The sequence below is a fragment of the Anabaena sp. TISTR 8404 genome, assembly GCF_056847745.1.
The window spans coordinates 1,994,920-2,017,761 of the sequence record NZ_CP180578.1 but is presented as its reverse complement, the minus strand read 5'-3'; the positions used below and the strand labels follow the sequence as shown (position 1 = coordinate 2,017,761).

The window sequence follows — 22,842 nt, the reverse complement described above, 5'->3', positions numbered from 1 at the left end:
TTTCCTACTCCCTACTCCCCACTCCCTATTTCTAAGGCGATAACCGCTCAATTTTCCAACTGCCATCATCTAAAAGAGTATAAAGCAGGCGATCGTGCAGTCGGCTAGGACGACCTTGCCAAAACTCAATTTCGGAAGGGATAACTCTTAAGCCTCCCCAATGGGGAGGACGAGGAATTTCCTGATTTTCATATTTACTTTCAAACTCCTGCATTCGCTGTTCTAAAAGTTCGCGGCTTTCTATCACTTCACTTTGCTGCGAAACCCACGCCCCTAAGCGACTTTTAGCAGGACGACTCTCAAAATACCCATCTGATTCTGCTTCTGACACTTTCTCTACATGGCCACAAATTCGGACTTGCCGTTCTAGTTCTGCCCACCAAAAAACCAACGCTGCTTGAGGATTTTCGGCGAGTTCTTGTCCTTTGTGACTGTTGTAATTGGTGAAAAAGACAAAGCCTCGTTCGTCAAAGTCTTTAAGTAGAACCATTCTAGCCGCTGGTTTCGCATCTGGTGTGGCAGTAGCCAAAGTCATCGCATTGGGTTCTGGTAATTGAGCCTCTAATGCCTGCTCAAACCATTTTTTAAATTGTATAAATGGATTAGGGTCAACCTCAGTTTCAGTTAAGTCTTGTAATGTGTAGTCTTTGCGGAGGTCGGCTATGGTGGTGTTCATCGTCATGGATTTCCTCTATAACAGATACACTTATACAGGGCTTTGTTAAAAATATCTATAAATCATGGCTAGTATCAATGCCAGTTTCCCAAATTTATTTCCAGAATATTATAGATAATCAAATATCATGCGCCGTTCAGCCTCTCTGCAAACTCTGTTATTCTATGGTCTGAGCGGCCCGATTATCGCTCTCAATATTTGGCTGCTATCGGTTCTTTTCAACTATTTTAAGCATCCCATTACCATTTTGAGCGTTGCCGCGATTTTAGCATTTTTACTGAATTACCCAGTTAAGTTCTTTGAACGCGCTCGCATCACGCGTACACAGGCAGTAATTATAGTTTTGCTGGTGACGTTAACTCTAGTAGTGATTTTAGGAGTTACCCTAGTCCCGATAGTTATTGACCAAACAATTCAACTTTTAAATAAAATTCCTGATTGGTTAACTGCTAGTCAAACAAATCTAGAACAGCTTGAGGCATTTGCCCAACGGCGACGTTTGCCTTTAGATTTACGCATATTGAGCAATCAAATCAATGCCAGCATTCAAAGTATTGTGCAACAGTTGGCTTCTGGTGCCGTGGGTGTGGCGGGGACTTTGCTATCAGGATTATTAAATCTTGTATTGGTAGTTGTACTGGCATTTTATATGCTTTTATATGGCGATCGCGTCTGGTACGGCTTGATTAATCTTTTGCCATCTCATATTGGAGTGCCTTTAACAGTATCTTTGCAATTGAATTTTCAAAGATTTTTTTTGAGTCAATTATTACTCGGCTTATTCATGGTGGTGACTCTCACCCCGATTTTTATCATCATGAAAGTTCCTTTTGCCTTATTATTTGCCATAGTTATTGGCATATCAGAACTCATTCCCTTTATTGGCGCAACTCTTGGCATTAGTTTAGTCACAATTTTGGTAATGCTACAAAATGGCTGGTTAGCATTGCAAGTTGCGATCGCCGCAATTATTATGCAACAAATTAAAGATAATCTCTTAGCTCCCAAATTGCTGGGTGACTTTATTGGTCTCAATCCAATTTGGATTTTTGTCTCTATTTTGATGGGATTTGAAATTGCTGGATTGTTGGGTACACTTGTGGCTGTTCCCATCGCTGGGACTATCAAAGGCACTTTTGATGCCATTAAAAGTAACAAAGGAGGTAATTTTGTCTCAACCGTAACTATTCCCCATGACCCACCAGAAGACGATATAAATTGAAAAAAGTCTGAAGTGCGAAGTCTGAAGTCTGAAATTTCATCATTAAGTCTTTTGCCTCTAGCCTTTTGACAAATGACTATTGACCCTTGACTATTAAGTTATCTTACTTAAACACCAGTATAAAAACCTAATGATATATTAGTTTGTCCATAAATAAAAAACTAACTGCACTATTTTGCTGGGATTTGTTTCACCGACCTCAAATCACAACTTCCATAATTCGGAAATCAGAATGGATGCTTCCGAGCTATTAGAGACGATAACACTCTTGATTGACCAAGCTGAACGGGGGGAAATAGACCCTTGGGATGTCAAGGTAATTGAGGTGATTGACCGCTATTTAGAATTTATGGCACCGGAGGCAACAGCAAGAGGCTACGAAGCCGATTTATCTCAATCTGGACAGGCTTTTTTATCGGCATCAATGCTTGTGTTATTCAAAGCGAATACCTTGATGCAATGGTCAACAGCCGAAGATGTTCCAGAAACCTTAGAAGATGAAGGCATCACTGATATTGAAAACGGCCTCTTACATCAGCGTCGTCTGCCTTTAGAGTTACACCTGCGCCGCCGTCCCTCGGCTATGCCGCCGCCTAAGCGTCGTGTCACCCTGCAAGAGCTAATTGAGCAATTGCAGTTGATGGCAAATCAGCTAAAACTTGTCCAAAAAGTTGATAAACCAATTCGTGTCAAGCGTCAGCCTAGTGTGCGAACCATGCGGCAAGCGCTAGAATTGGCTCACCAAGAAAATCTCACAGAAGTAGCCAAAGAATTGGAGGAGGTACTGCGTTTTGCTGCTCAAGAATTATTTCAAGAACAAAATTATGTGACACTCGAACAGCTTGTACAATTGTGGTCTCAAACCAAGCAACCACACCAAAATAGTTCTAGCCACGAGTCAGAACACAGCCACCTAGTTGGTGTGTTTTGGGCTTTACTACTGTTGTCGGCTCAATCTAAAGTAGAGCTATTTCAAGAAGAATTTTACCAAGAGATTAAAATTCGATTGATCACAGATGCAGCTAACATCCCAAAACCAGTAGAACAGCCAATAAATTAAATTACTAGTTCATACTAAAAATATATGTAATTTACACAGACAAACCGAGGTCATTTTTTAAGTTTTAGCAAATTTAAAAGATGAGCGATGCCTCCAGTGGGCTAAGCCTACGCTTGTCGTCTATCTCTTGCTATGGTTGCAATAATTTGCAAATTCCTGTTATCCCTGTTTCTAGGAGTTACTTAGAGCAGAAAATAAAACTGATGGTTAAGTATCACTCATTGAAAGTAAACTGGCTTGTGGTTGAGGAATAAATTATATGAAAGCGATGATTCTCGCGGCGGGTAAGGGTACTCGCGTTCGTCCCATTACTTACACGACTCCTAAACCGATGATTCCCATCCTGCAAAAGCCAGTGATGGAGTTTTTACTGGAACTTTTGCGCCAACACGGTTTTGACCAAATTATGGTCAACGTTAGCCATTTAGCCGAAGAAATCGAAAACTATTTCCGTGACGGTCAGCGGTTCGGTGTACAAATTGCCTATTCTTTTGAAGGGAAAATTGACGACGGTAAATTAGTAGGGGAAGCAATTGGTTCTGCTGGAGGGATGCGACGCATCCAAGACTTCTCACCCTTTTTTGACGATACCTTTGTAGTATTGTGCGGCGATGCTTTAATTGACTTAGATTTAACAGCAGCTGTCAAGTGGCATAAATCTAAAGGCTCAATTGCTACAATCATTTCTAAATCTGTTCCCCTAGAAGAAGTTTCTAGTTACGGTGTTGTTGTCACTGATGACGATGGGCGCGTCAAAGCTTTCCAAGAAAAACCTTCCGTAGAAGAAGCCCTCAGCACCAACATCAACACAGGGATTTACATTTTTGAGCCAGAAGTATTTAAATACATTCCCTCTGGCATTGAATATGATATCGGTAGTCAGTTATTCCCGAAATTAGTGGAAATTGGTGCGCCTTTCTACGCCATTCCAATGGATTTTGAATGGGTAGATATTGGTAAAGTACCAGACTATTGGCGGGCAATTCGTGGTGTTTTGTTAGGCGAAATTAAAAACGTCCAAATTCCCGGTCATGAAGTCGCCCCTGGTATCTACACTGGCTTAAATGTTGCAGTGAATTGGGACAAGGTAGATATCACAGGCCCAGTTTACATTGGTGGGATGACCAGAATTGAAGATGGGGCGAAAATCGTTGGCCCAGCTATGATAGGCCCGAATTGTTGGATATGCAGTGGCGCAACCGTAGATAACAGCGTTATTTTTGAATGGTCGCGCTTGGGGCCGGGAGTCCGTCTAGTAGATAAGCTGGTGTTTGGTCGTTACTGCGTAGATAAAACAGGCGCATCCATTGATGTCCAAGCGGCGGCTTTAGACTGGCTAATTACCGATGCTCGTCAAGCACCACCAGTTCATACTCCTCTAGAACGACAAGCGATTGAAGAATTGCTGGGGACAAACGCTAGTTAGTCAATGGTCAATAGTCATTAGTCATTGGTCATTGGTTAAAAACCATTGACTCTTGACTTTGGACTATTGACTCTTGACTCTTAGCTATTCAAATATGTATATCTTCTGAGACTCTGTTCGTAGGTTTGCATTAGCCGTTGAGATTCGGCGAGGGTAATGCGTTTTTCTTCTAACGCTTTCTCGCAGCGCTGGCGGATGTGTTCCACCATATCTTCTGAGTCATACTGCACGTAGCTGACTACCTCACTCATGGTGTCGCCTTTGACAACATGTTGAATGAGATAACCTTTGGGTGTGAGTTGAATGTGAACGGCGTTGGTATCTCCAAACAAGTTGTGCAGGTTGCCCATAATTTCTTGATAAGCGCCATTCAGGAACATTCCCAAGTAATAGGGTTCACCTGGTTTGAAGGTGTGCAGTTCTAAAACAGATTTGACATCACGCAGATCAATAAAGCGGTCTATTTTGCCATCACTGTCGCAGGTGAGGTCTGCCAAAATTCCCCGCCGTGTCGGTTCTTCATCGAGGCGATGGATGGGCATGATAGGAAATAGCTGGTCGATCGCCCAACAATCTGGTGCTGATTGAAACACCGATAAGTTAGCGTAGTAGATGGAAGCCATAATTTTTTCTAGGTCTTCCAGTTCGTCGGGTACGTAATCTTGCTGTCTGGTAATAGCTAAAATTTTGTGACAACAAGCCCAGTAGAGACGCTCGGCTTTAGCACGTTCGCGCAAACGCAAAATTCCTAAGTTGAAGCGGCTGATTGCTTCTTCTTTAAATTGCGTTGCGTCGTGGAAAAACTCTTGATAATTCTCTTTATTGATTGATTGGTAAGTTTCCCACAGGTAATTGATAATTGGTGATTCTCCTTCTTGTGGGGGTTCTGGAGGATCTAGGGGGACATCGCTGGTACTGAGAATATCAAAAATTAATACCGATTGATGGGAAGCGATCGCTCGTCCACTTTCACTAATCAGTGTAGGTACGGGTATTTGCCGTTCCGCACAGGTATCTTTTAATTCTGCCACGATATCGTTGGCATAGTTTTGCATATTGTAGTTTTTCGAGGCGTAGAAGTTGGTTTGGGAACCGTCGTAATCTACACCCAAGCCACCACCAACATCGAGATATTTCATATCTGCTCCCAACATTGCCAACTCTACATAAATGCGGCTGGCTTCTTGGATGGCATCTTTTATTACATTGATGGCGGAAATTTGCGAACCGATATGGAAGTGTAACAATTGCAACGACTCGATTAATTCGGCTTCGCGCAGTTTGTCCACCGCTTCGATAATTTCTGGCATGGTTAAACCAAACTTGGCGCGATCGCCACTGGAAGTTCCCCAGCGTCCCATTCCTTGGGTGCTGAGTTTGGCGCGGACTCCGAGAATTGGTTTAATTCCTAACTGGCGATTGGCAGCAATTACCAAATCGACTTCTTCAATCTGTTCTAAAACGATGATTGGGGTTTGGCCTAGTCTTTGGGCTAACATCGCCGTTTCGATGTATTCTCGGTCTTTATAGCCGTTGCAAACTAACAATGCGCCTGGGGTATCCAATAACGCCAGCGCGATCATTAATTCTGGTTTGGAACCTGCTTCTAAACCAAATTGATGAGGTTTACCAAATTTGACTAAATCTTCAATCAAGTGCCGTTGCTGGTTGCACTTGACAGGAAACACGCCACGATAAACGCCTGGGTAGTTATAACGGGCGATCGCTTTGGCAAAACAAGCATTTAACCGCTCAATGCGGTCTTCTAAAATGTCAGAAAAGCGAATTAGTAAAGGTAGCCCTAAATTTCTTTGTTTTAAGGCGTTGACTAATTCAAACAAGTCTAGGGAACCCCCGCGATCGCCTTTGGGGGAAACAGTAATATGTCCAGCGGCGTTAATTGAAAAATAAGGTTGTCCCCATCCTTCAATGCGGTATAGTGCTTCGCTATCCTCAATTTTCCAGGAGGCGCGAGGCAAATCGCCTGCGGTAGTGCTAGGTGGTAATAACTTTTTTTGCTTGTGATTTTTCACTTCAGATTTATGCCCATTAGACGGTAGTTGTACCACCTCATCAGATGTAGCAGTTGACTCAACACCCATTTCTGACCTCTGTGTTTCACCCACGAATAAACAATTTAACGCATTCACCTGGTAATGGATATGCACCCGGAGATGATTTCTGAGATAAACTCTGATTGGTCAAGAAGAATCAAGAGTCAAGAGTCAAGAGTCAATAGTAAAAAAGCTATTGACTTTTGGGCTGTGAACTTTTGACAATTGACAAGATAAAAACTTTATTAAGTTTTGGGAGACAGCTTTGGAACGCACATTTTTAGCTATTAAGCCTGATGGCGTACAACGTAAACTGGTTGGCGAAATTATCCGTCGGTTTGAGACTAAGGGTTTTACTCTTGTGGGGTTGAAGTTTCTCCAAGTTAGTCGAGAATTGGCTGAACAACATTATGATGTTCACCGCGAACGACCCTTTTTTGGTAGCTTAGTCGAATTTATCACTTCTGCCCCAGTTGTAGCGATGGTCTGGGAAGGTGATGGTGTGGTTGCCTCAGCTAGAAAGATTATTGGCGCAACAAATCCCCTAACATCTGAACCAGGAACAATTCGGGGGGATTTTGGGATTAATATTGGTCGCAACCTAATCCACGGTTCTGATGCAATTGAAACCGCACAAAGAGAAATCGCTTTGTGGTTTAAAGATGAAGAATTAGTTAATTGGCAACCTCATTTAACACCTTGGTTGCACGAATAAAAAAAGTAAAAAGGTAAAAGGCAAAAGTCAAAACTTTTACCTTTTTACTTTTACCTTTTTACTTGACTTCTGTTTTCTCTGGTTCTGCTTGGGGTATTGCGGTAACATTCCGCTTAGAAAAGCCCCAAGCTAAAATTAAGGCGATCGCACTAATCATTAACCATTCTGGTGGCACTAAATCATCGTTGATGACTTTCAATAGCAAACGCAAACCCACCAAGGCTACAGTTACATAACCTGCGTCTTCTAAGTTGGCATATTCATCTAACCAGCGGATAAACAAGCCAGCCATGAATCGCAGTGTCACAATTCCAATAGTTGCACCAGTTAGTACTAACCATCTTTCTTGAGAAACTGCGATCGCGGTTGTGACGCTATCTAAAGAAAAGGCTAAGTCTGTGAATGCAATTACGGGTATGGCTTGTAAAACAGAATTAAACCTTGGCCCGTGATGGTGAGAGTCTTCTGTTTCTTCTGAGGTAAAGTGTTGGAATACCAGCCACAACAGGTAAGCAGCACCTAAAAGTTCAAACTGCCAGAAATTTTGTACCCAGGTAGCAGTCAAAATTAGGGTGATTCGCAGCACGTAGGCAATAACTAAACCAAAGTTTAGCGCTTTACGTTCGAGTTCTTTGTCTTCTAACCCTTGCGCGATCGCGGCGAGGGCGATCGCATTGTCAGCTGATAGCACCGCCTCTAAAAACACCAGAATTAGCAGGACTATTGGGGCTTCTACGCTGAAATGAAAGTGGAGATAATCAAATATGCTGTCTAGCATTCCGGGTTTCTCAAGCAGAAAAATTAAAAACTAACAGAACGTTTTCCTATAAAAAACGCAATAAATCGCTACTTTTATCCAGCTTAACTTGTAGAGGCTGCATAATTGCGGCGATCGCATCTAAGTATTGTTACAATTTTGTTTAAATGTAGCTCATTATACACAAATTTCCGAGAATGTTTGAAAATTTTGCTTATCAGTAACAAAACATTTCATCTCCTCCTCAATCCCCCATAACAAGTGGGAATTTCAGTGATTTACCCATTTTTTAGGTTGTAGGTTGGGTGTAACAAAGTGGAACCCAACAGTTATTATTTTGTGTTACGTTCCACCCAAGCTACAGTCATTCTCAGCTAGAAAAATTTTTCTCCAAGGTTAGCCGCTAAATTCCCAACTTCGATATTATCTACATCATTATCAGCTAAAAGATTTCTGATCGCAGATAATCTATCACTCTCTTCAGAAATTTGCGCACATTCTGCTAAGTTAACTGCGAAATTAAACAGCGATTTTTCTCCTAATTGTTGCCTAATCTGCACAGCTAAGGCATCATCACTTACTAAAAACTCTTTAATTGCATCTAATAAAGAATTACCTAAAATTTCATCATGTCCCCAAGTTTCTAGCCAATCTCCATCAACATCTTCAACGTATATATGAACAAAATCTAACCCATAAGTTAGCCAATCTCGTTGCATTTTACGGGCTTTTGCTAATGCTTGGGTAAATTTATCTAATTGTGCGTCGTAGCTTGCAGTTTCACTTTGGTTAGGCATAAAAGCTGTAATCAGCAGTTAATAGTATTAAATACATCAGGATTAGGCAAATTTCAGATATTTGCCTTCCGCAAGATAATCACTGTTATACAGAGCAACGTTGACTAACTGATTAATGAAATTAGCATCTTTGGGATTGTAACTTACAAATAATCCTCTTTCTATCTCCCACAAGGCAAGTGTATTTTTCCAATCATGATACTTTTGGTTACTTAATTCTCCAGATACGCTGGTAACTTGAATACATAGCGGTTGATTGTTCCGACTGCTGACGATTAAATCTGTTGCCATAGAAAGGTCGGCAATATACCGCTGCCAAAAACTACCTTCACGACTGACAATATCTTGAGCTATAGATTTAATAATATCATCATCAACTTGATTAAATTCACCGGACATTAATTTTTGCTTCCAAATATAAAATTTAGAATCTGTTGCATTAATCCACCTAGGAAAAAGATAACTATACCAATATCTTTCATTCGGTGTCATTTGGGCTAACTTGGCTTGTTTTTCTGCTTCTGATGGTAAAGATTGAATTATTAACCAAATTGTAGAATCTGTAACTACCTCTAAAAGAAAAGCCAGAACAAATGGTTTGGCTGTCAGGGAACCTAACTTAATATCTTTAACCCAACGATTAATTTCATTTAATTTTCTCGCTAGATTAGGATCTACCGAGGATGCTTGCTCGATAAGTGATTTTAATTGCTCCTTAATCTCTTTTGCTTGCAAATGCTGCCCTACTTTTGGTCAAAAATACTTAATTTCTTAAAAAAATTACCATTAGCTTCATAATGCTATCAAATATTGTCAGGGTCAATACCTTGGGCGCGTACAAGTCTACAATAGCAGGCTCAGAAATTAGCGATTGCTCCCAGAACTACGTTCACTTTAGCAAACTCCTCTGCTGCTCACGTCAGGCAACCAGACGAACTTAATGAAACTCTAAACACTTTCTGCTAAAACTCCGCTAAGAATATAGTTCAGTGTCAGAAGTGCATTCATAGATTTATGTCACAGCCAACTATAGAATCAATCCTACAAGAGAAGCGTTTATTCCATCCGGCGGCGGAATTCTCGCAAAACGCCCATATCAAAAGCTTGGAAGATTACCAACAACTCTACGACAAAGCCAAGGCTGACCCAGAAAAATTTTGGGCAGACTTAGCGGAATCAGAGTTGCATTGGTTTGAAAAATGGCACACAGTTTTAGATTGGCAACCACCCTTTGCTAAGTGGTTTGTCGGCGGCAAGACTAATATTTCTTACAACTGTTTAGATAGACATCTGACGACGTGGCGCAAGAATAAAGCGGCGTTGATTTGGGAAGGTGAACCAGGCGATTCTCGGACTTTGACTTATGCCCAACTACATCGGGAAGTTTGCCAGTTTGCCAATGTGCTGAAGCAACTGGGAGTGCAAAAAGGCGATCGCGTCGGTATTTATATGCCGATGATACCGGAAGCGGCGATCGCTATGTTAGCTTGTGCCAGAATTGGCGCACCCCATAGTGTAGTATTTGGTGGTTTTAGTGCTGAAGCATTGCGCGATCGCTTGATTGATGCCAAGGCTAAATTAGTGATTACTGCTGATGGTGGTTGGCGCAAAGATGCGATCGTTCCTTTGAAAGCACAAGTCGATAAAGCTTTGGCTGATGGCGCTGTACCTTCTGTAGAAAACGTTTTGGTGGTGAAGCGCACCGGACAAGATGTGTATATGCAGTTGGGCGGACGTGACCATTGGTGGCACGATTTACAAAAAGGTGTGTCTGCTGATTGTCCGGCGGAACCAATGGACAGCGAAGATATGCTGTTTATTCTCTACACATCGGGCAGTACAGGCAAACCCAAGGGCGTTGTGCATACCACTGCTGGCTATAACTTGTACACCCACATGACTACCAAGTGGATTTTCGACTTGCAAGACACAGATGTTTATTGGTGTACTGCGGATGTTGGTTGGATTACCGGACATAGTTACATTGTTTACGGCCCCCTTTCCAACGGTGCAACCACACTGATGTATGAAGGCGCACCCCGTAGTTCCAATCCCGGTTGCTTCTGGGATGTGATTGAAAAATACGGCGTGAATATTTTCTACACTGCACCGACGGCAATTCGGGCGTTTATTAAAATGGGGGAACACCATCCCAAAACCCGCAACTTGTCTTCACTGCGTTTGCTGGGAACTGTTGGCGAACCAATTAACCCAGAAGCTTGGATGTGGTATCACCGCGTAATTGGTGGTGAACGTTGTCCGATTGTGGATACTTGGTGGCAAACTGAAACAGCCGGAATTATGATTACGCCATTACCGGGGGCAATTCCCACTAAACCCGGTTCCGCGACGCTTCCCTTCCCTGGCATTTTGGCAGATATCGTCGATTTAGAAGGTAATTCTTTACCCGATAACCAAGGCGGCTATTTGGCAGTGCGCCATCCTTGGCCGGGAATGATGCGGACTGTTTACGGCGATCCTGAACGCTTCCGCCGCACTTATTGGGAACATATTCCGCCGCAAGATGGCAAGTATACTTATTTTGCTGGCGATGGTGCAAGACGAGATGAAGACGGTTATTTCTGGGTGATGGGACGAGTTGATGATGTGTTGAATGTCTCTGGACATCGCCTCGGAACAATGGAAATTGAATCAGCGTTAGTTTCTCACCCAGCCGTTGCAGAAGCGGCGGTAGTGGGTAAGCCTGATGAACTTAAAGGTGAGGATGTCGTCGCCTTCGTGACTTTAGAAGGTACACATCAACCTAGCGAGGAGTTGAGTAAAGAACTGAAAAAACACGTTGTGCAGGAGATTGGTGCGATCGCCCGTCCGGGAGAAATCCGCTTTACCGATGCTTTACCCAAAACGCGATCGGGCAAGATTATGCGGCGATTGTTGCGTAACCTAGCAGCCGGACAAGAAGTTTCTGGTGACACTTCAACTTTAGAAGATCGTGGCGTATTAGATAAATTGCGCGAAGGTGCTTAAAGAGTGCTGAGTTAAAAGTGCTGAGTGCTGAGTAGCGCAATGCACCATTCAATATTGTGGTGCGTTATGGACTTTAGTCCATAACGCACCCTATTCGTCCGAGATAAAATCATCGTATATGGCTGAAAGCTGAAGTAAAGCAGACCAATAACTTAATTCAAATGTCAGAACAATGCTAGAAATAAGCAAAAATTACGTGATGGATGAAAATCAGCAACCTATTGCTGTACAAATTCCTATTGCTGAGTTTGAAAAAATCGAAGAAATATTAGAAAACTACGGCTTGGTAAAGTTAATGGAAGAGTCAGAAAATGATGAACGCCTGACTAAAGAAGAAGCATTGAAATATTACAAATCATTCTAAACATTGCAAAATAATTCATCTAGCTATTTTATGGATACAAGTATGAAACAAATCAAAATTATTGTTGAAAAACATCCAGATGGATATGTTGCTTATCCATTAGGTATTAAAGGGGCTGTTGTTGGTGAAGGCGACACATTTGATGAAGCTTTGGCTGATGTTACGTCTGCTATTCGCTGCTATATAGAAGTATTTGGTCAAGAAATGCTAGACGATGATTCACCAGTGATTGATGCTTTTATCACAGAAACTGAGGTAGCTATTTAATGCCTAAGTTTCCTGTTGATGCGCCTAAAAAAAGAGTGATTAAAACATTTGATTTATTAGGTTTTTATATTGTTAGAGAGCGTGAACATATTGTAATGACTCGGCAAAATGATGATGGTACAGAGACACCATTAGTTATGCCGAACCACTCTGAGATTAAATCTGGGACATTAAGAGCAATTTGCACCCAAATAGGTATTTCACGGGAGGAGTTTTTAGCAGCTTATGAGCAAACTTAGAATGAACACATAACTGCTTGATTCCCAATGAAAGCATATGAATTTCTAGCCAACATCACTACGGAAGGCAACATAGAATTACCAGATGTAGTTTTGCAAGAATTAGTAAATCAACAGCAGGTCAAAGTAATCCTTCTTGTCGATGAACCCAAAGAAGAACAAGAGGAAGTAATTGTCAAAGGGATGGATTTAAATTACAAGTCTCGTCCCCAGCCAGTGCAGAAGTTGTTGAACTTTTTAAGTGAGGAAATATTAGCACAAGCACAACCAATAATATCTTCTAATACACTCCAATCTTGGGAATGCGTTCACTTCATCCCCGGTATTTCGGGAAACATAGCTTTTAGTCCTAGAGAAGATATCCTTGCAAGTATAGCCGCTAGTGTTATCACTTGTTATCGTTAACCACAGGTCAACCTATCCGCACTTTGATTGGACATTCCGAGTCAGTTAATTCTATAGCTTTTAGTAGTGATGGACAAATTTTGGCTAGTGGTAGTAGTGACAACACTATCAAACTTTGGGATGTAGCTACTGGCAAAGAAATTCTCACCTTTACTGGTCATTCTAGCGGGGTTAACTCTGTTGCTTTTAGTAATAATGGGCAAACTTTAGCTAGTAGTGGGTACGAAACTATTAAACTATGGGCTGTGGCGACAGGCAAAGAAATTTATACTCTCAGTGGACATTCCGAATCAGTTAATTCTGTAGCTTTTAGTAGTGATGGGCAAATTTTAGCTAGTGGTAGTAATGATAAAACTATCAAACTATGGTCTGTGTCCACTGGTCTAGAAATTCTTACCCTCACTGGACATTCTGAATCGGTTAGAACTGTAGCTTTTAGTATTGATGGACAAATTCTGGCTAGTGGTAGTGGGGATAAAACCATTAAACTGTGGGAAGTAGGAACCAGGAGAGAAATTTGCACTATCACTAGTCATTCTAACTGCGTTAAATCCATAGCCTTTAGTAGCGATGGGCAGATCCTGGCTATTAATGATGGGGACATTAAAGTATGGTCAATGATAACAAGGTCAGAAATTCATACACTGAGTACCAATCCCAACTCATTAGAATTCTTTCACTCTGTAGCTTTCAGTCATGATGGACGAATACTAGCTAGTAGTGGCGACAAAATTATCAAACTGTGGTCAGTAGCAACAGGGGAAGCCATTCATACTTTCACCGCCTCTGATTATGATTCCTTAGCCTTTAGTAGTGATGGAGGAATGCTGGTTAGTGGTAGTCTTGATCACACTATTAAACTGTGGTCAGTAGCAACAGGCCAAGAAATTCGTACCTTTACTGGTCATTCTGACTTCGTTATATCCGTTGCTTTTAGTAATGACGGGCAACTTTTGGCTAGTAGTAGTTACGACATGACTATCAAATTGTGGTCGGTAGCAACAGGCAGAGAAATTCGCACCTTCACTGGTCATTCTGACTGGTTTAAATCCGTTGCTTTTAGTAATGACGGGCAACTTCTGGCTAGTAGTGACGAAGATACTATCAAATTGTGGTCGGTAGCAACAGGCAGAGAAATTCGCACTCTCACTGAAAATTTTAGGTGCTTTATTAATCACATTGCTTTTAGTCCTGATGGGCGCATTTTGGCTAGTGATGGTGACAATCAAACCATTACGCTATGGGAAGTGATAACAGGTAGAGAAATTCGGACTCTGACAGGTCATTCTGACACTGTTACATCCTTCGCCTTCAGTCCTAATAACAGCATTCTGGCTAGTAGTAGTTGGGATAAAACCATCAAACTGTGGGAAATTTTAACAGGCAGAGAAATTTGGACTCTGACTGGTCATTCTGAACGGGTTACATCTGTCGCTTTCAGTAGTGATGGGCGTATTCTAGCTAGTGGTAGTTGGGATAAAACCATCAAACTGTGGGATATGCAAACAAATAAAGTAATTTGCACTCTCAGTCATTTTGACTCAGTTTGTTCTGTCGCTTTTATTTCTAATGAAGATTACCTTGCTGCTGGAGATCGTAGCGGAAATATCAAAATTTGGCGTTGTTTCAAATAAAGATGTTAGATTTTACTTTCTAGCCAACCTACACTATTTTTATTATTGATTAATTAAGTCTCTAAGGTTCAAGCATCACCTTCAAAGGCTCAACTGTCAGCATCAAAGGTTCAACTTTCAGCCTCAAAGGTTCAATCGTCAGCATCAAAGGCTCAATTGTCAGCATCAAAGGCTCAATCTTCAGCCTTAGAGGTTCAACTGTCAGCCTCAAAGGCTCAACTGTCAGCCTCAAAGGTTCAACTGTCAGCATCAAAGGCTCAATTGTCAGCCTCAAAGGTTTAAAACGTGAGTTCTACAAGTCTTTTTTGACCTCACCCCAACCCCTCTCCGCGTCGGAGAGGGGCTTAAATATGCTTAATTACCGACGAAAAATTGAGCTTTTTAAGCCTCTCTCCTTGTAGGGGAGAGGTTTGGAGAGGGGTTTTTCAAATCGTCTAACTCACGTCTCAAAAATACCTTGACTGATCGCAACTCGCATCTACACAGGTAAAAAATTTCTGATAAAAATACAAAATAGGGACACAAAAATTTTGTGTCCCCATATCAATTATTGATGCGATCGCTTATCCTAATCTTTATCCAGCCACAACCTCAGCTTTCTTCTTATTAGAACGACGGGTAAACCTGCGTCCCATTTCATCAATCACTGCATCTAAACCAGTGACATCACCACTAGCTTTGGCATAGTTATAAACTGCTAATGCTGCTGTATATGCTTCACTACCAGAGGCCATGCAAGTATCATCTACTAGTTCTTGCAGTTGCCTCAAAGACAACAGCACAGGATACAACGCTTCATACAGTGCTAAGTCTCGCCGCATTTCTTCGATATCAAAAGAACGGGGTAAAAAGTTAGGGTTTTGGGTGGCTACTTCCAAAGCTTTACTAACAAAGGCGCGGCTTTTATCTCCCATTTTGACTATGGTGCGGCGGTCTTCGGTTGTCAAATCAATTAAAAATGGTAACTTTTCTTTGATAGTAGCAATAGCCTGCATAACTGCATCTTTATCTGCTGCGGTCAAGTTAGCACTGATACGATTTTCGGATATATTTACTACACCCTGGTATACTCTTAACCTCAGTATTCCCAAAGTAGTAGAGCGATCGCTAATGTGTGAGGGAACGTTAGATAACGCACTTCCATCTATGATAGGGATCAGGACATTATTGAGGAGTGAACAGCAATGAAGATTCTACCTATTAGTAGCATCATGCTGAGTCTAATAGCTGCAATTGGTGGATCGCCATTAGTGTTAGCAGTTCCCACAAAAGTTGCTTTTCAGGGGAATGCACAGATTGCTGCAAAACAACCACAAAAACTCGCACAATTTCAAGACGACGGTAATTCCGAGCGATCGCAACTGGTGCAACAAGCGAACGATTTGTTTAATCGGGGAGATTTAACAGGTGCAGAAAAAATTTTAAGTAGATTAATTAAAAGATATCCCGAAGATGCTTTTGGACACTTTCAATTAGGAAATGTACTTTTCCGGCAAAAGCAAACCGACGCTGCGATTAAATCTTATCAAGAAGCTATTCGCCTCAAGCCAAAATATGCTTTAGCTTTCAATGCGATCGGTGTAGTTTACGCAACTCAAGACCGCTGGGATGATGCAATTTCTGAATATCGCAAAGCTTTAGAAATAAATCCCAATTATGCAGAAGCAATGACTAATTTAGGACAAGCACTATGGCAAGTTAATAAAAAAGATGAGGCAGTTGCTTCTTTAGAAAAAGCTTTAAATATTTTCAAAAACCAAAGTAGAAATGATCGGGTTTATCAAATCGAACAGATGTTAAAGCAAATCAAAACTACCAATGATTCTAATGTTTCCTGAAGAAGAATACAGAATTTAGAAATTATTAGTTTTGCTATTGTATAACACTAAGAAACAGAGATGTTCTTGGTGTTTTTCTATAAAGATTACAATAAAATTTGAATAGATTTTTCTTGGTTAAAGCCTATGACTTCTCTATCGGCGTTAACTTTACCTGACCACACTCAATTACCAGAGTCAGACGGAAGCTTTGTAAGCCAGTCGCTTGCGGGGGTTCCCCCCGTTGTGCGAACTGGCGCGAAAAATTGGCAAGAACATCCCCAAAGTGTATTACTAACTGACTCGATAAGTCCTGTTATCGAAGCATTGCATCCGGATGGTCAATATTGTATCGGTCAAGATTTAGGTATTTACTGGCGGCTAACTGACCCCCCAGAAAAAGGCGCAACAGCACCAGATTGGTTTTATGTGCCTAATGTACCAGCAACTCTCAACGGTTTAACGCGGCGTTCTTATGTGCTGTGGAAGGAATATGTTGCACCGTTAATTGTGATTGAATTTGTCTCTGGGGATGGTCGAGAGGAACGGGATAGAACACCGCCATCCCAGGGTGAAGATGGAAGTGTGGGCAAGTTTTGGATTTACGAACAAGCAATTCGTGTACCTTACTATGCAATTTACGAAGTAACCAAAGCCCAGGTAGAAGTTTATCACTTGGTTGATAATGCTTATCAACTCATGCAACCCAATGAACGCGGACATTACCCCATTGCGCCAATGGGTGTAGAGTTGGGAATTTGGCAAGGATTTTACCCAAATGCTGAATTACCTTGGTTGCGGTGGTGGGATACACAGGGCAATTTATTGTTAACTGGTGATGAACGAACAAAAGTTGAACGCCAAAAACGCGAGAGAATTGTTGAGAAGTTGCGTAATCTTTCTCCTGAACAACTTAAAGCTTTAGGCATTGACCCAGAAATGTTAGATTAGCTAATTCTAATGGGCAACAGCACCACCAGTTGCCTTCACTTTTTTAATGAATAAAACAGCAACGCCGCTGAGTAATAAAGCTAAACCAATAAAATAGAAACAATCATTAAAAGCCATCACAAATGCTTCGCGGCGGACGACATTTGAGATAGATGCGATCGCCTGATTTTGGGCTGTAGTCAAATCTGCACCACGACTGATAAAATATTGAGTCATTTGGTCAATGCGCTGTTGTGTTTCTGGGTTATATAAAGATACTGCATCGCTTAATCTATTCGAGTGAAATTGTTCTCTATTCGTTAATAAAGTTGCTAATACAGCAATTCCAATAGAACCACCCATATTCCGCATCATATTAAACAAACCACTAGCTGAACCTGCATCTTTAGGACTCACACCACTAGTTGCAATAGATGTCAGGGGAACCATAATTAATGGTTGTCCCATAGCACGTACCAGTTGTGACCACCGCAATTGATCTAACCCGGTTTGATTAGTCAATCCCGCATTCATGAATGCACTAATAGCAAACAAAGTCACTCCTAACGCCACCATAAAACGGACATCAATGCGTTGCATTAATCTAGGAATAAACGGAATAATAAATAATTGCGGAATCCCAGCCCAAATTAAAACTTCGCCAATTTGCAGGGCATTATATTGTTGAATTTGTGCGAGATACAAAGGCAATATATAAATCGAACCATATAATCCTATACCTAGGGAAACATTCACAACACTGGCTAAACCAAAGTTGCGATAACGTAAAAGCCGCAAATTAATAAATGGTTGTTTACGCGTTAACTCTATCAAGAAAAATAAAGTCAGAAAAATTGCTGCAATTATACTCAAGCGGACAATTAAAGGTGAACCAAACCAATCTTTGCGGCTACCTTCTTCTAACACAACCTGTAGGGAACCTAAGCCAATAGCCATTGAAAGAATTCCCCACCAGTCGCCTTGTTTTAATAATTGTATTTGGGGTTGAACTTGCTTAATTCCATACCACACACCAGCCAGCATTAATACCCCAGGAAATACATTGATATAAAAACTGTATTCCCAACTATAATTTTCGGTTAACCAACCGCCTAAAGTCGGGCCAATTGATGGTGCAAAAACTGCTGTAATGGCAAATGCGGCAAGTCCTATTGATTGTTTGGCTGGTGGTAAGGTTGTTAAAACAACTGTCAACGCTGAGGGAATTAAAACGCCACCTGTAAAGCCTTGCAAAGCCCGGAAAACTATCATGGAATTCAAATCCCATGCCCAAGCACAACAAATAGAAAAAAATATAAATAATCCCGTATTAACTAATAAATAAAGTCTGAGTGAAAAAACTCGCGATAGCCATCCTGTTAAGGGAATGACTACAATTTCTGCTACAAGATAAGCCGTAGAAATCCAAGAACCTTCTTCTAAGGTAGCGCCTAAAGAGGCTTGAATCTCTTGCAATGAAGCATTAGTAATTTGGATATCCAAGACTGCCATAAATGCACCAAGCATACTGGCTAATACACCAATCCAAGTTCTTAAAGGTATGCGTTCTGTTGCTACAGCAGAAACATTAGCCATAGTATTGCTCCAGTTTTAGGTGCAAATAATATTGAGATAACATTAAAAATGTACCATTTCAGGAAGAAAGTTTAAATCTCTCTACGCCTCTTTTGTCTCTGCGTGAGATAAACTCATCTCGAACTTCAGCACAGCCAAAAATGAAAACTTTATTTAGAACTTTGATTACTATTTAAAAGACCTTTCTGTTGATAAATAGGTATTACCATTTGCCGTAAAGCAGGCAGTTGTCTACTAAACAATATTGAACCAATAATACAAGCTATCCCATCAATTATTAATGTATTGGGAGCGCCAATGATATCAGCGATTTCACCGCCGATTAAATTGCCTATGGGTATCATTCCTAAAAATGACATTGTGTATAGGCTCATCAATCTACCGCGTTTATCTTCTTCAACGATGGTTTGTAAAAATGTATTACTAGATGCAATCTGTAAAATGGTTCCTAAACCCACAAAAAGCATTGTGAACAAAGACAATGGTAAAAATCGAGAAACTGCAAAGGCGATCAGACCACATCCTAATATTGCTGGTGCGATCGCAATCAATTTCCCAATTCCTAAAATAGTTTTTCGCGTAGCAAGATATATTCCTCCTGATAAGGCTCCCACACCTGATGCTGCCATTAAAAATCCTAAAGTTTCTGCACCACCTTTCAGAATTGTCTCGGCAAAAACAGGGACAAGAATTGTATTTTGCAATCCCATTAAACTGACTAAAGTTGATAGCAAAAGAATTGCTCGAATGGGCGGAAAGCTAAAGGCATAAACAAATCCTTCTTTAACTTTTTGTAAGGGATTGCCGTTGCTAACAGGCTTTTTCCACGGCTTAACTGTCATTGCCAGCAAACCAGCAATGACAGCAATGTAACTCAAGCCATCTATTAAAAAACAGTAAGCAACACCAACTCGTGCAATTAATAATCCTCCCACGGCTGGGCCAATCAGTCGCGCACCATTAATCATAGTTGAGTTGATGGCGATCGCATTAGCTAAATCGTCTCTGCGTTCTACTAGTTCGGGGACGAATGCTTGTCTGGCTGGTGCATCCAAGGCGTTGATGAATCCTTGTAATAAACTCAAAGCAATGATTTGCCAAACCTGAATCACCCCTGTTAGTGTTAATGTTGCTAACGCTAATGACTGCACCATCGCCATAATTTGCGTACCGATTAAGGTACGATACCGCGAAAAGCGATCTACAAATACCCCACCAAAGGGAGCGAGAAAAAAGCTGGGAATTTGACTAGCAAATCCGACAACTCCTAGCATTAATGGTGAGTTGGTTAAGTCATACACTAGCCAAACGGTAGCTAGTTGAGTCATCCATGTGCCAATCAGGGAAATTCCTTGTCCGGCAAAAAACAAACGATAGTTTTTTGACCTGAAGGCAGGTAGTTGCAACCGTTTAAATATAGTCATTGGTCATTTGTCATTTGTCAATAGTCATTAGTCAACGGTCAATAGCAAAGAATTGAGGAGTATTGACATCCGTCAAACTCAAGTTGATTTCAGACTTCATACTTCACACTTCACTTCACTTCAACAGTAACTTCCGCAGACATCCCAGGTGTAATCCGTGAGTCGTAACCTTGGATACTCTTTTGGTCTAAAACTATCTTGACGGGAATGCGTTGCACAACTTTGGTAAAGTTACCTGTGGCGTTATCTGGTGGTAACAAGGCAAATTGAGCGCCAGAAGCAGGCGAAATGCTGTCAACTCTTCCGGTAAAAGTGTGATGAGGAAAAGCATCCAGTTTCACTTCTACTGGCTGTCCTGGTTTCATCTTTTCTAATTGGGTTTCTTTAAAGTTGGCTACTACCCAATTTTCGTTATCAACAATTGCCATGAGTGGTGATCCGGCTTGAATTCTATTGCCAACTTCCACTGTTTTTTTACCAACTCTTCCGGCACTAGGCGCAGTAATGTTTGTGTAGGATAGCTGCAATTGGGCATCTTTTAATGATGCTTCTGCTTGGGCGATCGCAGCTTTGGCGGCTTCGTATTGACCGCGTTTGACACTAGTATCTTGAGTACCAGCAGTGGCTTGTTGCAATCCTCCCTTCGAGGCTGCAAGTTTCGCTTGGGCGCTGGTGACTCCCTCTTGGGCTTGTGCTAGTTGAGATTGGGCTTTGGCTACTCCTACTTTGGCGGAAGCTAACTTGGCTTGGGCTTGTTGGACTCCTTGCACGGCAGCATTTTTCTGTGCTAAAGCCACGTCATAAGCGGCTTTGGCTGCATCCAACTGTTGACGCGCGATCGCACCTTCTTTATATAAGCTGTTGTAGCGGTTGTAATCTGTTTCCGCCTTTTGCAAGTTGGCGTTGGCTTGGGCTACTTGGGCTTGGGCGGCGGGAATGCCGGCTTGGGCTAATTCCACATCCGCTTGGGCGGCTGGGATACCTGCTTGGGCTTCTTTGACAGCTGCTTGGGCGGTGGAAATTGCAGCTATTGCACCACTGACATCGCCTTGCGCCTGCGTTGTCTTTGCATTGGTGGTTTCAGAACTTAAGGCAATATTAGCGGCTGCGGCTTGGGCTTGGCTACGGGCATTTTCCAAGGCTGCGGCGGCTTGCTGTACTTTACTTTCGTAATCGCGGGGGTCAAGTTTGACTAACAACTGTCCCGGCTGCACTTCTTGGTTATCGTTAACTAAAACTTGGGCAACTGTTCCCGGAATTTTACTACTAACTTGGTGAACGTGTCCGCTAACGGTGGCGTTGTCTGTTTCTTCGTGAGTGGAAGCATACTGCCAATAGTTGTAACCAAATGAACCTGCGGCGATCGCACCAACACCCAACCCTGCCAAAATTAAAGGTAGCCGCTTTTTACTGCGCGGTTTTTCTTTCTTTTCTATTTCTGGCTGTGGATGTACATCAGTTTCTGGTGCTTCTGTTACTGCTGTTGCTGTTTCTAATGTCTTAGGATCAGTAATCATTTCTGTCTCTGCAACAGCCGTTTTCTCTTTGTTACGTCCATTTACAGTAGTTACGCTCATCTTCCCCACTTCCTTGGTTTTTATTTAGAATACGTACTATTTAGTTACAAGCTATTTCTGGTCTTTTATTTAGAATACTAACTATTTTAGGAAGAAAATTTATACACTACTTCACCCAAATGGGCGATTGTCATCTTGCCTTAAGATAGGTTAGAAATTGCTCTATTTAGTAGTTGAGAAAATAACTCACGGTCAGCAGCAGAAATACCACGCATAGCTTCATCCCGTAATTCTGCGGCTAGTGGAGGTAAAATATTTTCTAATTCCTTACCAGCATCCGTTAACCAGATGCGCCAAATGCGGCGATCGTGAGTATCTCGTTCTCGACGAACTAAGCCGCGTTCTTCCATCCGGTCTAGTACGCCTGTTAAAGTTCCACCCACCTGTTGCAACTTCTCGCCAATACTGGATGTGGGTAAACCATCTTCTTGCCACAAACAGCACAAAACCAACCAATGAAATGGTGTGAGTCCAAAAGGTTCTAGTTGGTCAGTAAACTTCCGGGTAAGCAGTTGGGAAAGCAGTTTGATTCTATAACCCAGACCGTGAGGTGCTAAAACTTGCTGCCACGAATCTGAGGCTTTATAGTTATTAGATTGCACAACCATTATTAAAATTACTTAGCATACGTAATATTTATCATAACTATATTTGTGAATCTTGGCAATCGCACACACTACTAAAAACCACATAATAATTAGCCCCCACCCCGCAAACGAGGCTACGGTGTATACACAAATCTTGGTGTAGCGCATCTGTCCCGTCTCGGAATAAATTCCGAGTCTCATAGTGCAAGTCCACTTAAATGGACTCAAAGAAAAATTCAGTCCATTTAAGTGGACTTTCGCTATTAGCCTAGAACTTTAGTTCTAGGCGGGATATGGTTTCAACGTG

Annotated in this window: 23 protein-coding genes; 12 read left to right on the top strand and 11 right to left on the bottom strand. The window is 41.6% G+C overall.

Annotation, left to right across the window (positions count from 1 at the left end):
• Positions 1 to 31: 31 nt before the first annotated feature.
• On the bottom strand, positions 32 to 676 hold the full coding sequence (pdxH, locus tag ACMX3D_RS08695; RefSeq protein ID WP_482752307.1) for a pyridoxamine 5'-phosphate oxidase: 645 nt from the start codon (positions 674 to 676) through the stop codon (positions 32 to 34).
• A gap of 127 nt (positions 677 to 803) precedes the next feature.
• Between pdxH and ACMX3D_RS08690 the strand changes: the two genes are divergently transcribed.
• From ACMX3D_RS08690 to ACMX3D_RS08680, 3 genes are all read left to right on the top strand, one after another.
• A complete protein-coding gene (locus ACMX3D_RS08690) occupies positions 804 to 1,898 on the top strand; it encodes an AI-2E family transporter (RefSeq protein ID WP_482751023.1) in 1,095 nt (364 codons plus the stop codon).
• Between the two features lie 232 nt (positions 1,899 to 2,130).
• A complete protein-coding gene (locus ACMX3D_RS08685) occupies positions 2,131 to 2,958 on the top strand; it encodes a segregation/condensation protein A (RefSeq protein WP_482751022.1) in 828 nt (275 codons plus the stop codon).
• Between the two features lie 259 nt (positions 2,959 to 3,217).
• Positions 3,218 to 4,384, top strand: a complete 1,167-nt coding sequence (locus ACMX3D_RS08680) for a nucleotidyltransferase family protein (protein ID WP_482751021.1) — start codon at positions 3,218 to 3,220, stop codon at positions 4,382 to 4,384.
• An 80-nt stretch (positions 4,385 to 4,464) separates the two neighbouring features.
• Here the strand turns inward: ACMX3D_RS08680 and speA are convergent, their stop codons facing one another.
• Entirely contained in the window at positions 4,465 to 6,486 is a 2,022-nt protein-coding gene (gene speA / locus ACMX3D_RS08675) for a biosynthetic arginine decarboxylase (RefSeq protein ID WP_482751020.1), read from the bottom strand.
• A 217-nt stretch (positions 6,487 to 6,703) separates the two neighbouring features.
• Here speA and ndk point away from each other — a divergent pair, with 217 nt between their 5' ends.
• Entirely contained in the window at positions 6,704 to 7,153 is a 450-nt protein-coding gene (gene ndk / locus ACMX3D_RS08670) for a nucleoside-diphosphate kinase (RefSeq protein WP_482751019.1), read from the top strand.
• 58 nt (positions 7,154 to 7,211) lie between these two features.
• Here ndk and ACMX3D_RS08665 read toward each other — a convergent pair whose 3' ends face one another.
• The 3 genes from ACMX3D_RS08665 to ACMX3D_RS08655 all read right to left on the bottom strand — a co-directional run bounded on the left by ACMX3D_RS08665 (position 7,212) and on the right by ACMX3D_RS08655 (position 9,442).
• On the bottom strand, positions 7,212 to 7,931 hold the full coding sequence (locus ACMX3D_RS08665; protein WP_482751018.1) for a TerC family protein: 720 nt from the start codon (positions 7,929 to 7,931) through the stop codon (positions 7,212 to 7,214).
• Positions 7,932 to 8,284: 353 nt separating this feature from the next.
• Positions 8,285 to 8,707 carry a hypothetical protein gene (locus ACMX3D_RS08660; RefSeq protein ID WP_482751017.1) on the bottom strand — a complete coding sequence of 141 codons (423 nt, stop codon included), beginning with the start codon at positions 8,705 to 8,707 and terminating at the stop codon, positions 8,285 to 8,287.
• A 42-nt stretch (positions 8,708 to 8,749) separates the two neighbouring features.
• Positions 8,750 to 9,442 (bottom strand): hypothetical protein, encoded by a 693-nt coding sequence (locus tag ACMX3D_RS08655; protein ID WP_482751016.1) that lies wholly within the window; start codon positions 9,440 to 9,442, stop codon positions 8,750 to 8,752.
• A gap of 279 nt (positions 9,443 to 9,721) precedes the next feature.
• Here ACMX3D_RS08655 and acs point away from each other — a divergent pair, with 279 nt between their 5' ends.
• From acs to ACMX3D_RS08625, 6 genes are all read left to right on the top strand, one after another.
• On the top strand, positions 9,722 to 11,695 hold the full coding sequence (acs, locus tag ACMX3D_RS08650) for an acetate--CoA ligase (RefSeq protein WP_482751015.1): 1,974 nt from the start codon (positions 9,722 to 9,724) through the stop codon (positions 11,693 to 11,695).
• A 172-nt stretch (positions 11,696 to 11,867) separates the two neighbouring features.
• The gene (locus ACMX3D_RS08645) at positions 11,868 to 12,059 is read left to right on the top strand and encodes a hypothetical protein (RefSeq protein ID WP_482751014.1); all 192 of its coding nucleotides are present in this window, start codon (positions 11,868 to 11,870) and stop codon (positions 12,057 to 12,059) included.
• A gap of 42 nt (positions 12,060 to 12,101) precedes the next feature.
• On the top strand, positions 12,102 to 12,326 hold the full coding sequence (locus tag ACMX3D_RS08640) for a type II toxin-antitoxin system HicB family antitoxin (protein WP_482751013.1): 225 nt from the start codon (positions 12,102 to 12,104) through the stop codon (positions 12,324 to 12,326).
• Complete coding sequence (locus ACMX3D_RS08635; RefSeq protein WP_482751012.1) at positions 12,326 to 12,565, top strand: type II toxin-antitoxin system HicA family toxin; 240 nt, start codon at positions 12,326 to 12,328, stop codon at positions 12,563 to 12,565. The genes ACMX3D_RS08640 and ACMX3D_RS08635 overlap by 1 nt, the downstream gene beginning before the upstream one ends.
• Positions 12,566 to 12,592: 27 nt before the next feature.
• On the top strand, positions 12,593 to 12,970 hold the full coding sequence (locus tag ACMX3D_RS08630) for a hypothetical protein (RefSeq protein ID WP_482751011.1): 378 nt from the start codon (positions 12,593 to 12,595) through the stop codon (positions 12,968 to 12,970).
• Positions 12,958 to 14,604 (top strand): WD40 repeat domain-containing protein, encoded by a 1,647-nt coding sequence (locus tag ACMX3D_RS08625; protein ID WP_482751010.1) that lies wholly within the window; start codon positions 12,958 to 12,960, stop codon positions 14,602 to 14,604. The genes ACMX3D_RS08630 and ACMX3D_RS08625 overlap by 13 nt, the downstream gene beginning before the upstream one ends.
• A 61-nt stretch (positions 14,605 to 14,665) precedes the next feature.
• On the opposite strand, the gene ACMX3D_RS08620 is transcribed toward ACMX3D_RS08625, so the two are convergent.
• Together ACMX3D_RS08620 and ACMX3D_RS08615 are read right to left on the bottom strand one after the other, a co-directional pair.
• Positions 14,666 to 14,878: a hypothetical protein gene (locus ACMX3D_RS08620; protein WP_482751009.1), complete on the bottom strand. Its 213-nt coding sequence runs from the start codon at positions 14,876 to 14,878 to the stop codon at positions 14,666 to 14,668.
• Between the two features lie 301 nt (positions 14,879 to 15,179).
• Positions 15,180 to 15,653 carry a hypothetical protein gene (locus ACMX3D_RS08615; RefSeq protein WP_482752306.1) on the bottom strand — a complete coding sequence of 158 codons (474 nt, stop codon included), beginning with the start codon at positions 15,651 to 15,653 and terminating at the stop codon, positions 15,180 to 15,182.
• Between the two features lie 135 nt (positions 15,654 to 15,788).
• Between ACMX3D_RS08615 and ACMX3D_RS08610 the strand changes: the two genes are divergently transcribed.
• Positions 15,789 to 16,442 carry a tetratricopeptide repeat protein gene (locus ACMX3D_RS08610; RefSeq protein WP_482751008.1) on the top strand — a complete coding sequence of 218 codons (654 nt, stop codon included), beginning with the start codon at positions 15,789 to 15,791 and terminating at the stop codon, positions 16,440 to 16,442.
• Positions 16,443 to 16,568: 126 nt separating this feature from the next.
• The gene (locus tag ACMX3D_RS08605) at positions 16,569 to 17,372 is read left to right on the top strand and encodes a Uma2 family endonuclease (RefSeq protein ID WP_482751007.1); all 804 of its coding nucleotides are present in this window, start codon (positions 16,569 to 16,571) and stop codon (positions 17,370 to 17,372) included.
• A 6-nt stretch (positions 17,373 to 17,378) separates the two neighbouring features.
• Here the strand turns inward: ACMX3D_RS08605 and ACMX3D_RS08600 are convergent, their stop codons facing one another.
• The 4 genes from ACMX3D_RS08600 to ACMX3D_RS08585 form a co-directional block, all read right to left on the bottom strand.
• Positions 17,379 to 18,947: a DHA2 family efflux MFS transporter permease subunit gene (locus ACMX3D_RS08600; RefSeq protein ID WP_482751006.1), complete on the bottom strand. Its 1,569-nt coding sequence runs from the start codon at positions 18,945 to 18,947 to the stop codon at positions 17,379 to 17,381.
• A 149-nt stretch (positions 18,948 to 19,096) separates the two neighbouring features.
• The gene (locus ACMX3D_RS08595; protein ID WP_482751005.1) at positions 19,097 to 20,371 is read right to left on the bottom strand and encodes an MFS transporter; all 1,275 of its coding nucleotides are present in this window, start codon (positions 20,369 to 20,371) and stop codon (positions 19,097 to 19,099) included.
• Positions 20,372 to 20,481: 110 nt separating this feature from the next.
• Complete coding sequence (locus ACMX3D_RS08590) at positions 20,482 to 21,948, bottom strand: HlyD family secretion protein (RefSeq protein WP_482751004.1); 1,467 nt, start codon at positions 21,946 to 21,948, stop codon at positions 20,482 to 20,484.
• A gap of 140 nt (positions 21,949 to 22,088) precedes the next feature.
• The gene (locus ACMX3D_RS08585) at positions 22,089 to 22,556 is read right to left on the bottom strand and encodes a MarR family winged helix-turn-helix transcriptional regulator (RefSeq protein WP_482751003.1); all 468 of its coding nucleotides are present in this window, start codon (positions 22,554 to 22,556) and stop codon (positions 22,089 to 22,091) included.
• Positions 22,557 to 22,842 lie beyond the last annotated feature (286 nt).

What these genes read in the sequence shown, in the direction of transcription:
- ACMX3D_RS08685 (WP_482751022.1), top strand. Translation starts at nt 2,131, where the DNA reads ATGGATGCTTCCGAGCTATTAGAGACGATAACACTCTTGATTGACCAA.
- ACMX3D_RS08680 (WP_482751021.1), top strand. Translation starts at nt 3,218, where the DNA reads ATGAAAGCGATGATTCTCGCGGCGGGTAAGGGTACTCGCGTTCGTCCC.
- pdxH (WP_482752307.1), bottom strand. Translation starts at nt 676, where the DNA reads ATGAACACCACCATAGCCGACCTCCGCAAAGACTACACATTACAAGAC.
- ACMX3D_RS08590 (WP_482751004.1), bottom strand. Translation starts at nt 21,948, where the DNA reads ATGAGCGTAACTACTGTAAATGGACGTAACAAAGAGAAAACGGCTGTT.
- ACMX3D_RS08595 (WP_482751005.1), bottom strand. Translation starts at nt 20,371, where the DNA reads ATGACTATATTTAAACGGTTGCAACTACCTGCCTTCAGGTCAAAAAAC.
- acs (WP_482751015.1), top strand. Translation starts at nt 9,722, where the DNA reads ATGTCACAGCCAACTATAGAATCAATCCTACAAGAGAAGCGTTTATTC.
- ACMX3D_RS08645 (WP_482751014.1), top strand. Translation starts at nt 11,868, where the DNA reads ATGCTAGAAATAAGCAAAAATTACGTGATGGATGAAAATCAGCAACCT.
- ACMX3D_RS08585 (WP_482751003.1), bottom strand. Translation starts at nt 22,556, where the DNA reads ATGGTTGTGCAATCTAATAACTATAAAGCCTCAGATTCGTGGCAGCAA.
- ACMX3D_RS08635 (WP_482751012.1), top strand. Translation starts at nt 12,326, where the DNA reads ATGCCTAAGTTTCCTGTTGATGCGCCTAAAAAAAGAGTGATTAAAACA.
- ACMX3D_RS08600 (WP_482751006.1), bottom strand. Translation starts at nt 18,947, where the DNA reads ATGGCTAATGTTTCTGCTGTAGCAACAGAACGCATACCTTTAAGAACT.
- ACMX3D_RS08605 (WP_482751007.1), top strand. Translation starts at nt 16,569, where the DNA reads ATGACTTCTCTATCGGCGTTAACTTTACCTGACCACACTCAATTACCA.
- ACMX3D_RS08690 (WP_482751023.1), top strand. Translation starts at nt 804, where the DNA reads ATGCGCCGTTCAGCCTCTCTGCAAACTCTGTTATTCTATGGTCTGAGC.
- ACMX3D_RS08610 (WP_482751008.1), top strand. Translation starts at nt 15,789, where the DNA reads ATGAAGATTCTACCTATTAGTAGCATCATGCTGAGTCTAATAGCTGCA.
- ACMX3D_RS08665 (WP_482751018.1), bottom strand. Translation starts at nt 7,931, where the DNA reads ATGCTAGACAGCATATTTGATTATCTCCACTTTCATTTCAGCGTAGAA.
- ACMX3D_RS08630 (WP_482751011.1), top strand. Translation starts at nt 12,593, where the DNA reads ATGAAAGCATATGAATTTCTAGCCAACATCACTACGGAAGGCAACATA.
- speA (WP_482751020.1), bottom strand. Translation starts at nt 6,486, where the DNA reads ATGGGTGTTGAGTCAACTGCTACATCTGATGAGGTGGTACAACTACCG.
- ACMX3D_RS08660 (WP_482751017.1), bottom strand. Translation starts at nt 8,707, where the DNA reads ATGCCTAACCAAAGTGAAACTGCAAGCTACGACGCACAATTAGATAAA.
- ACMX3D_RS08640 (WP_482751013.1), top strand. Translation starts at nt 12,102, where the DNA reads ATGAAACAAATCAAAATTATTGTTGAAAAACATCCAGATGGATATGTT.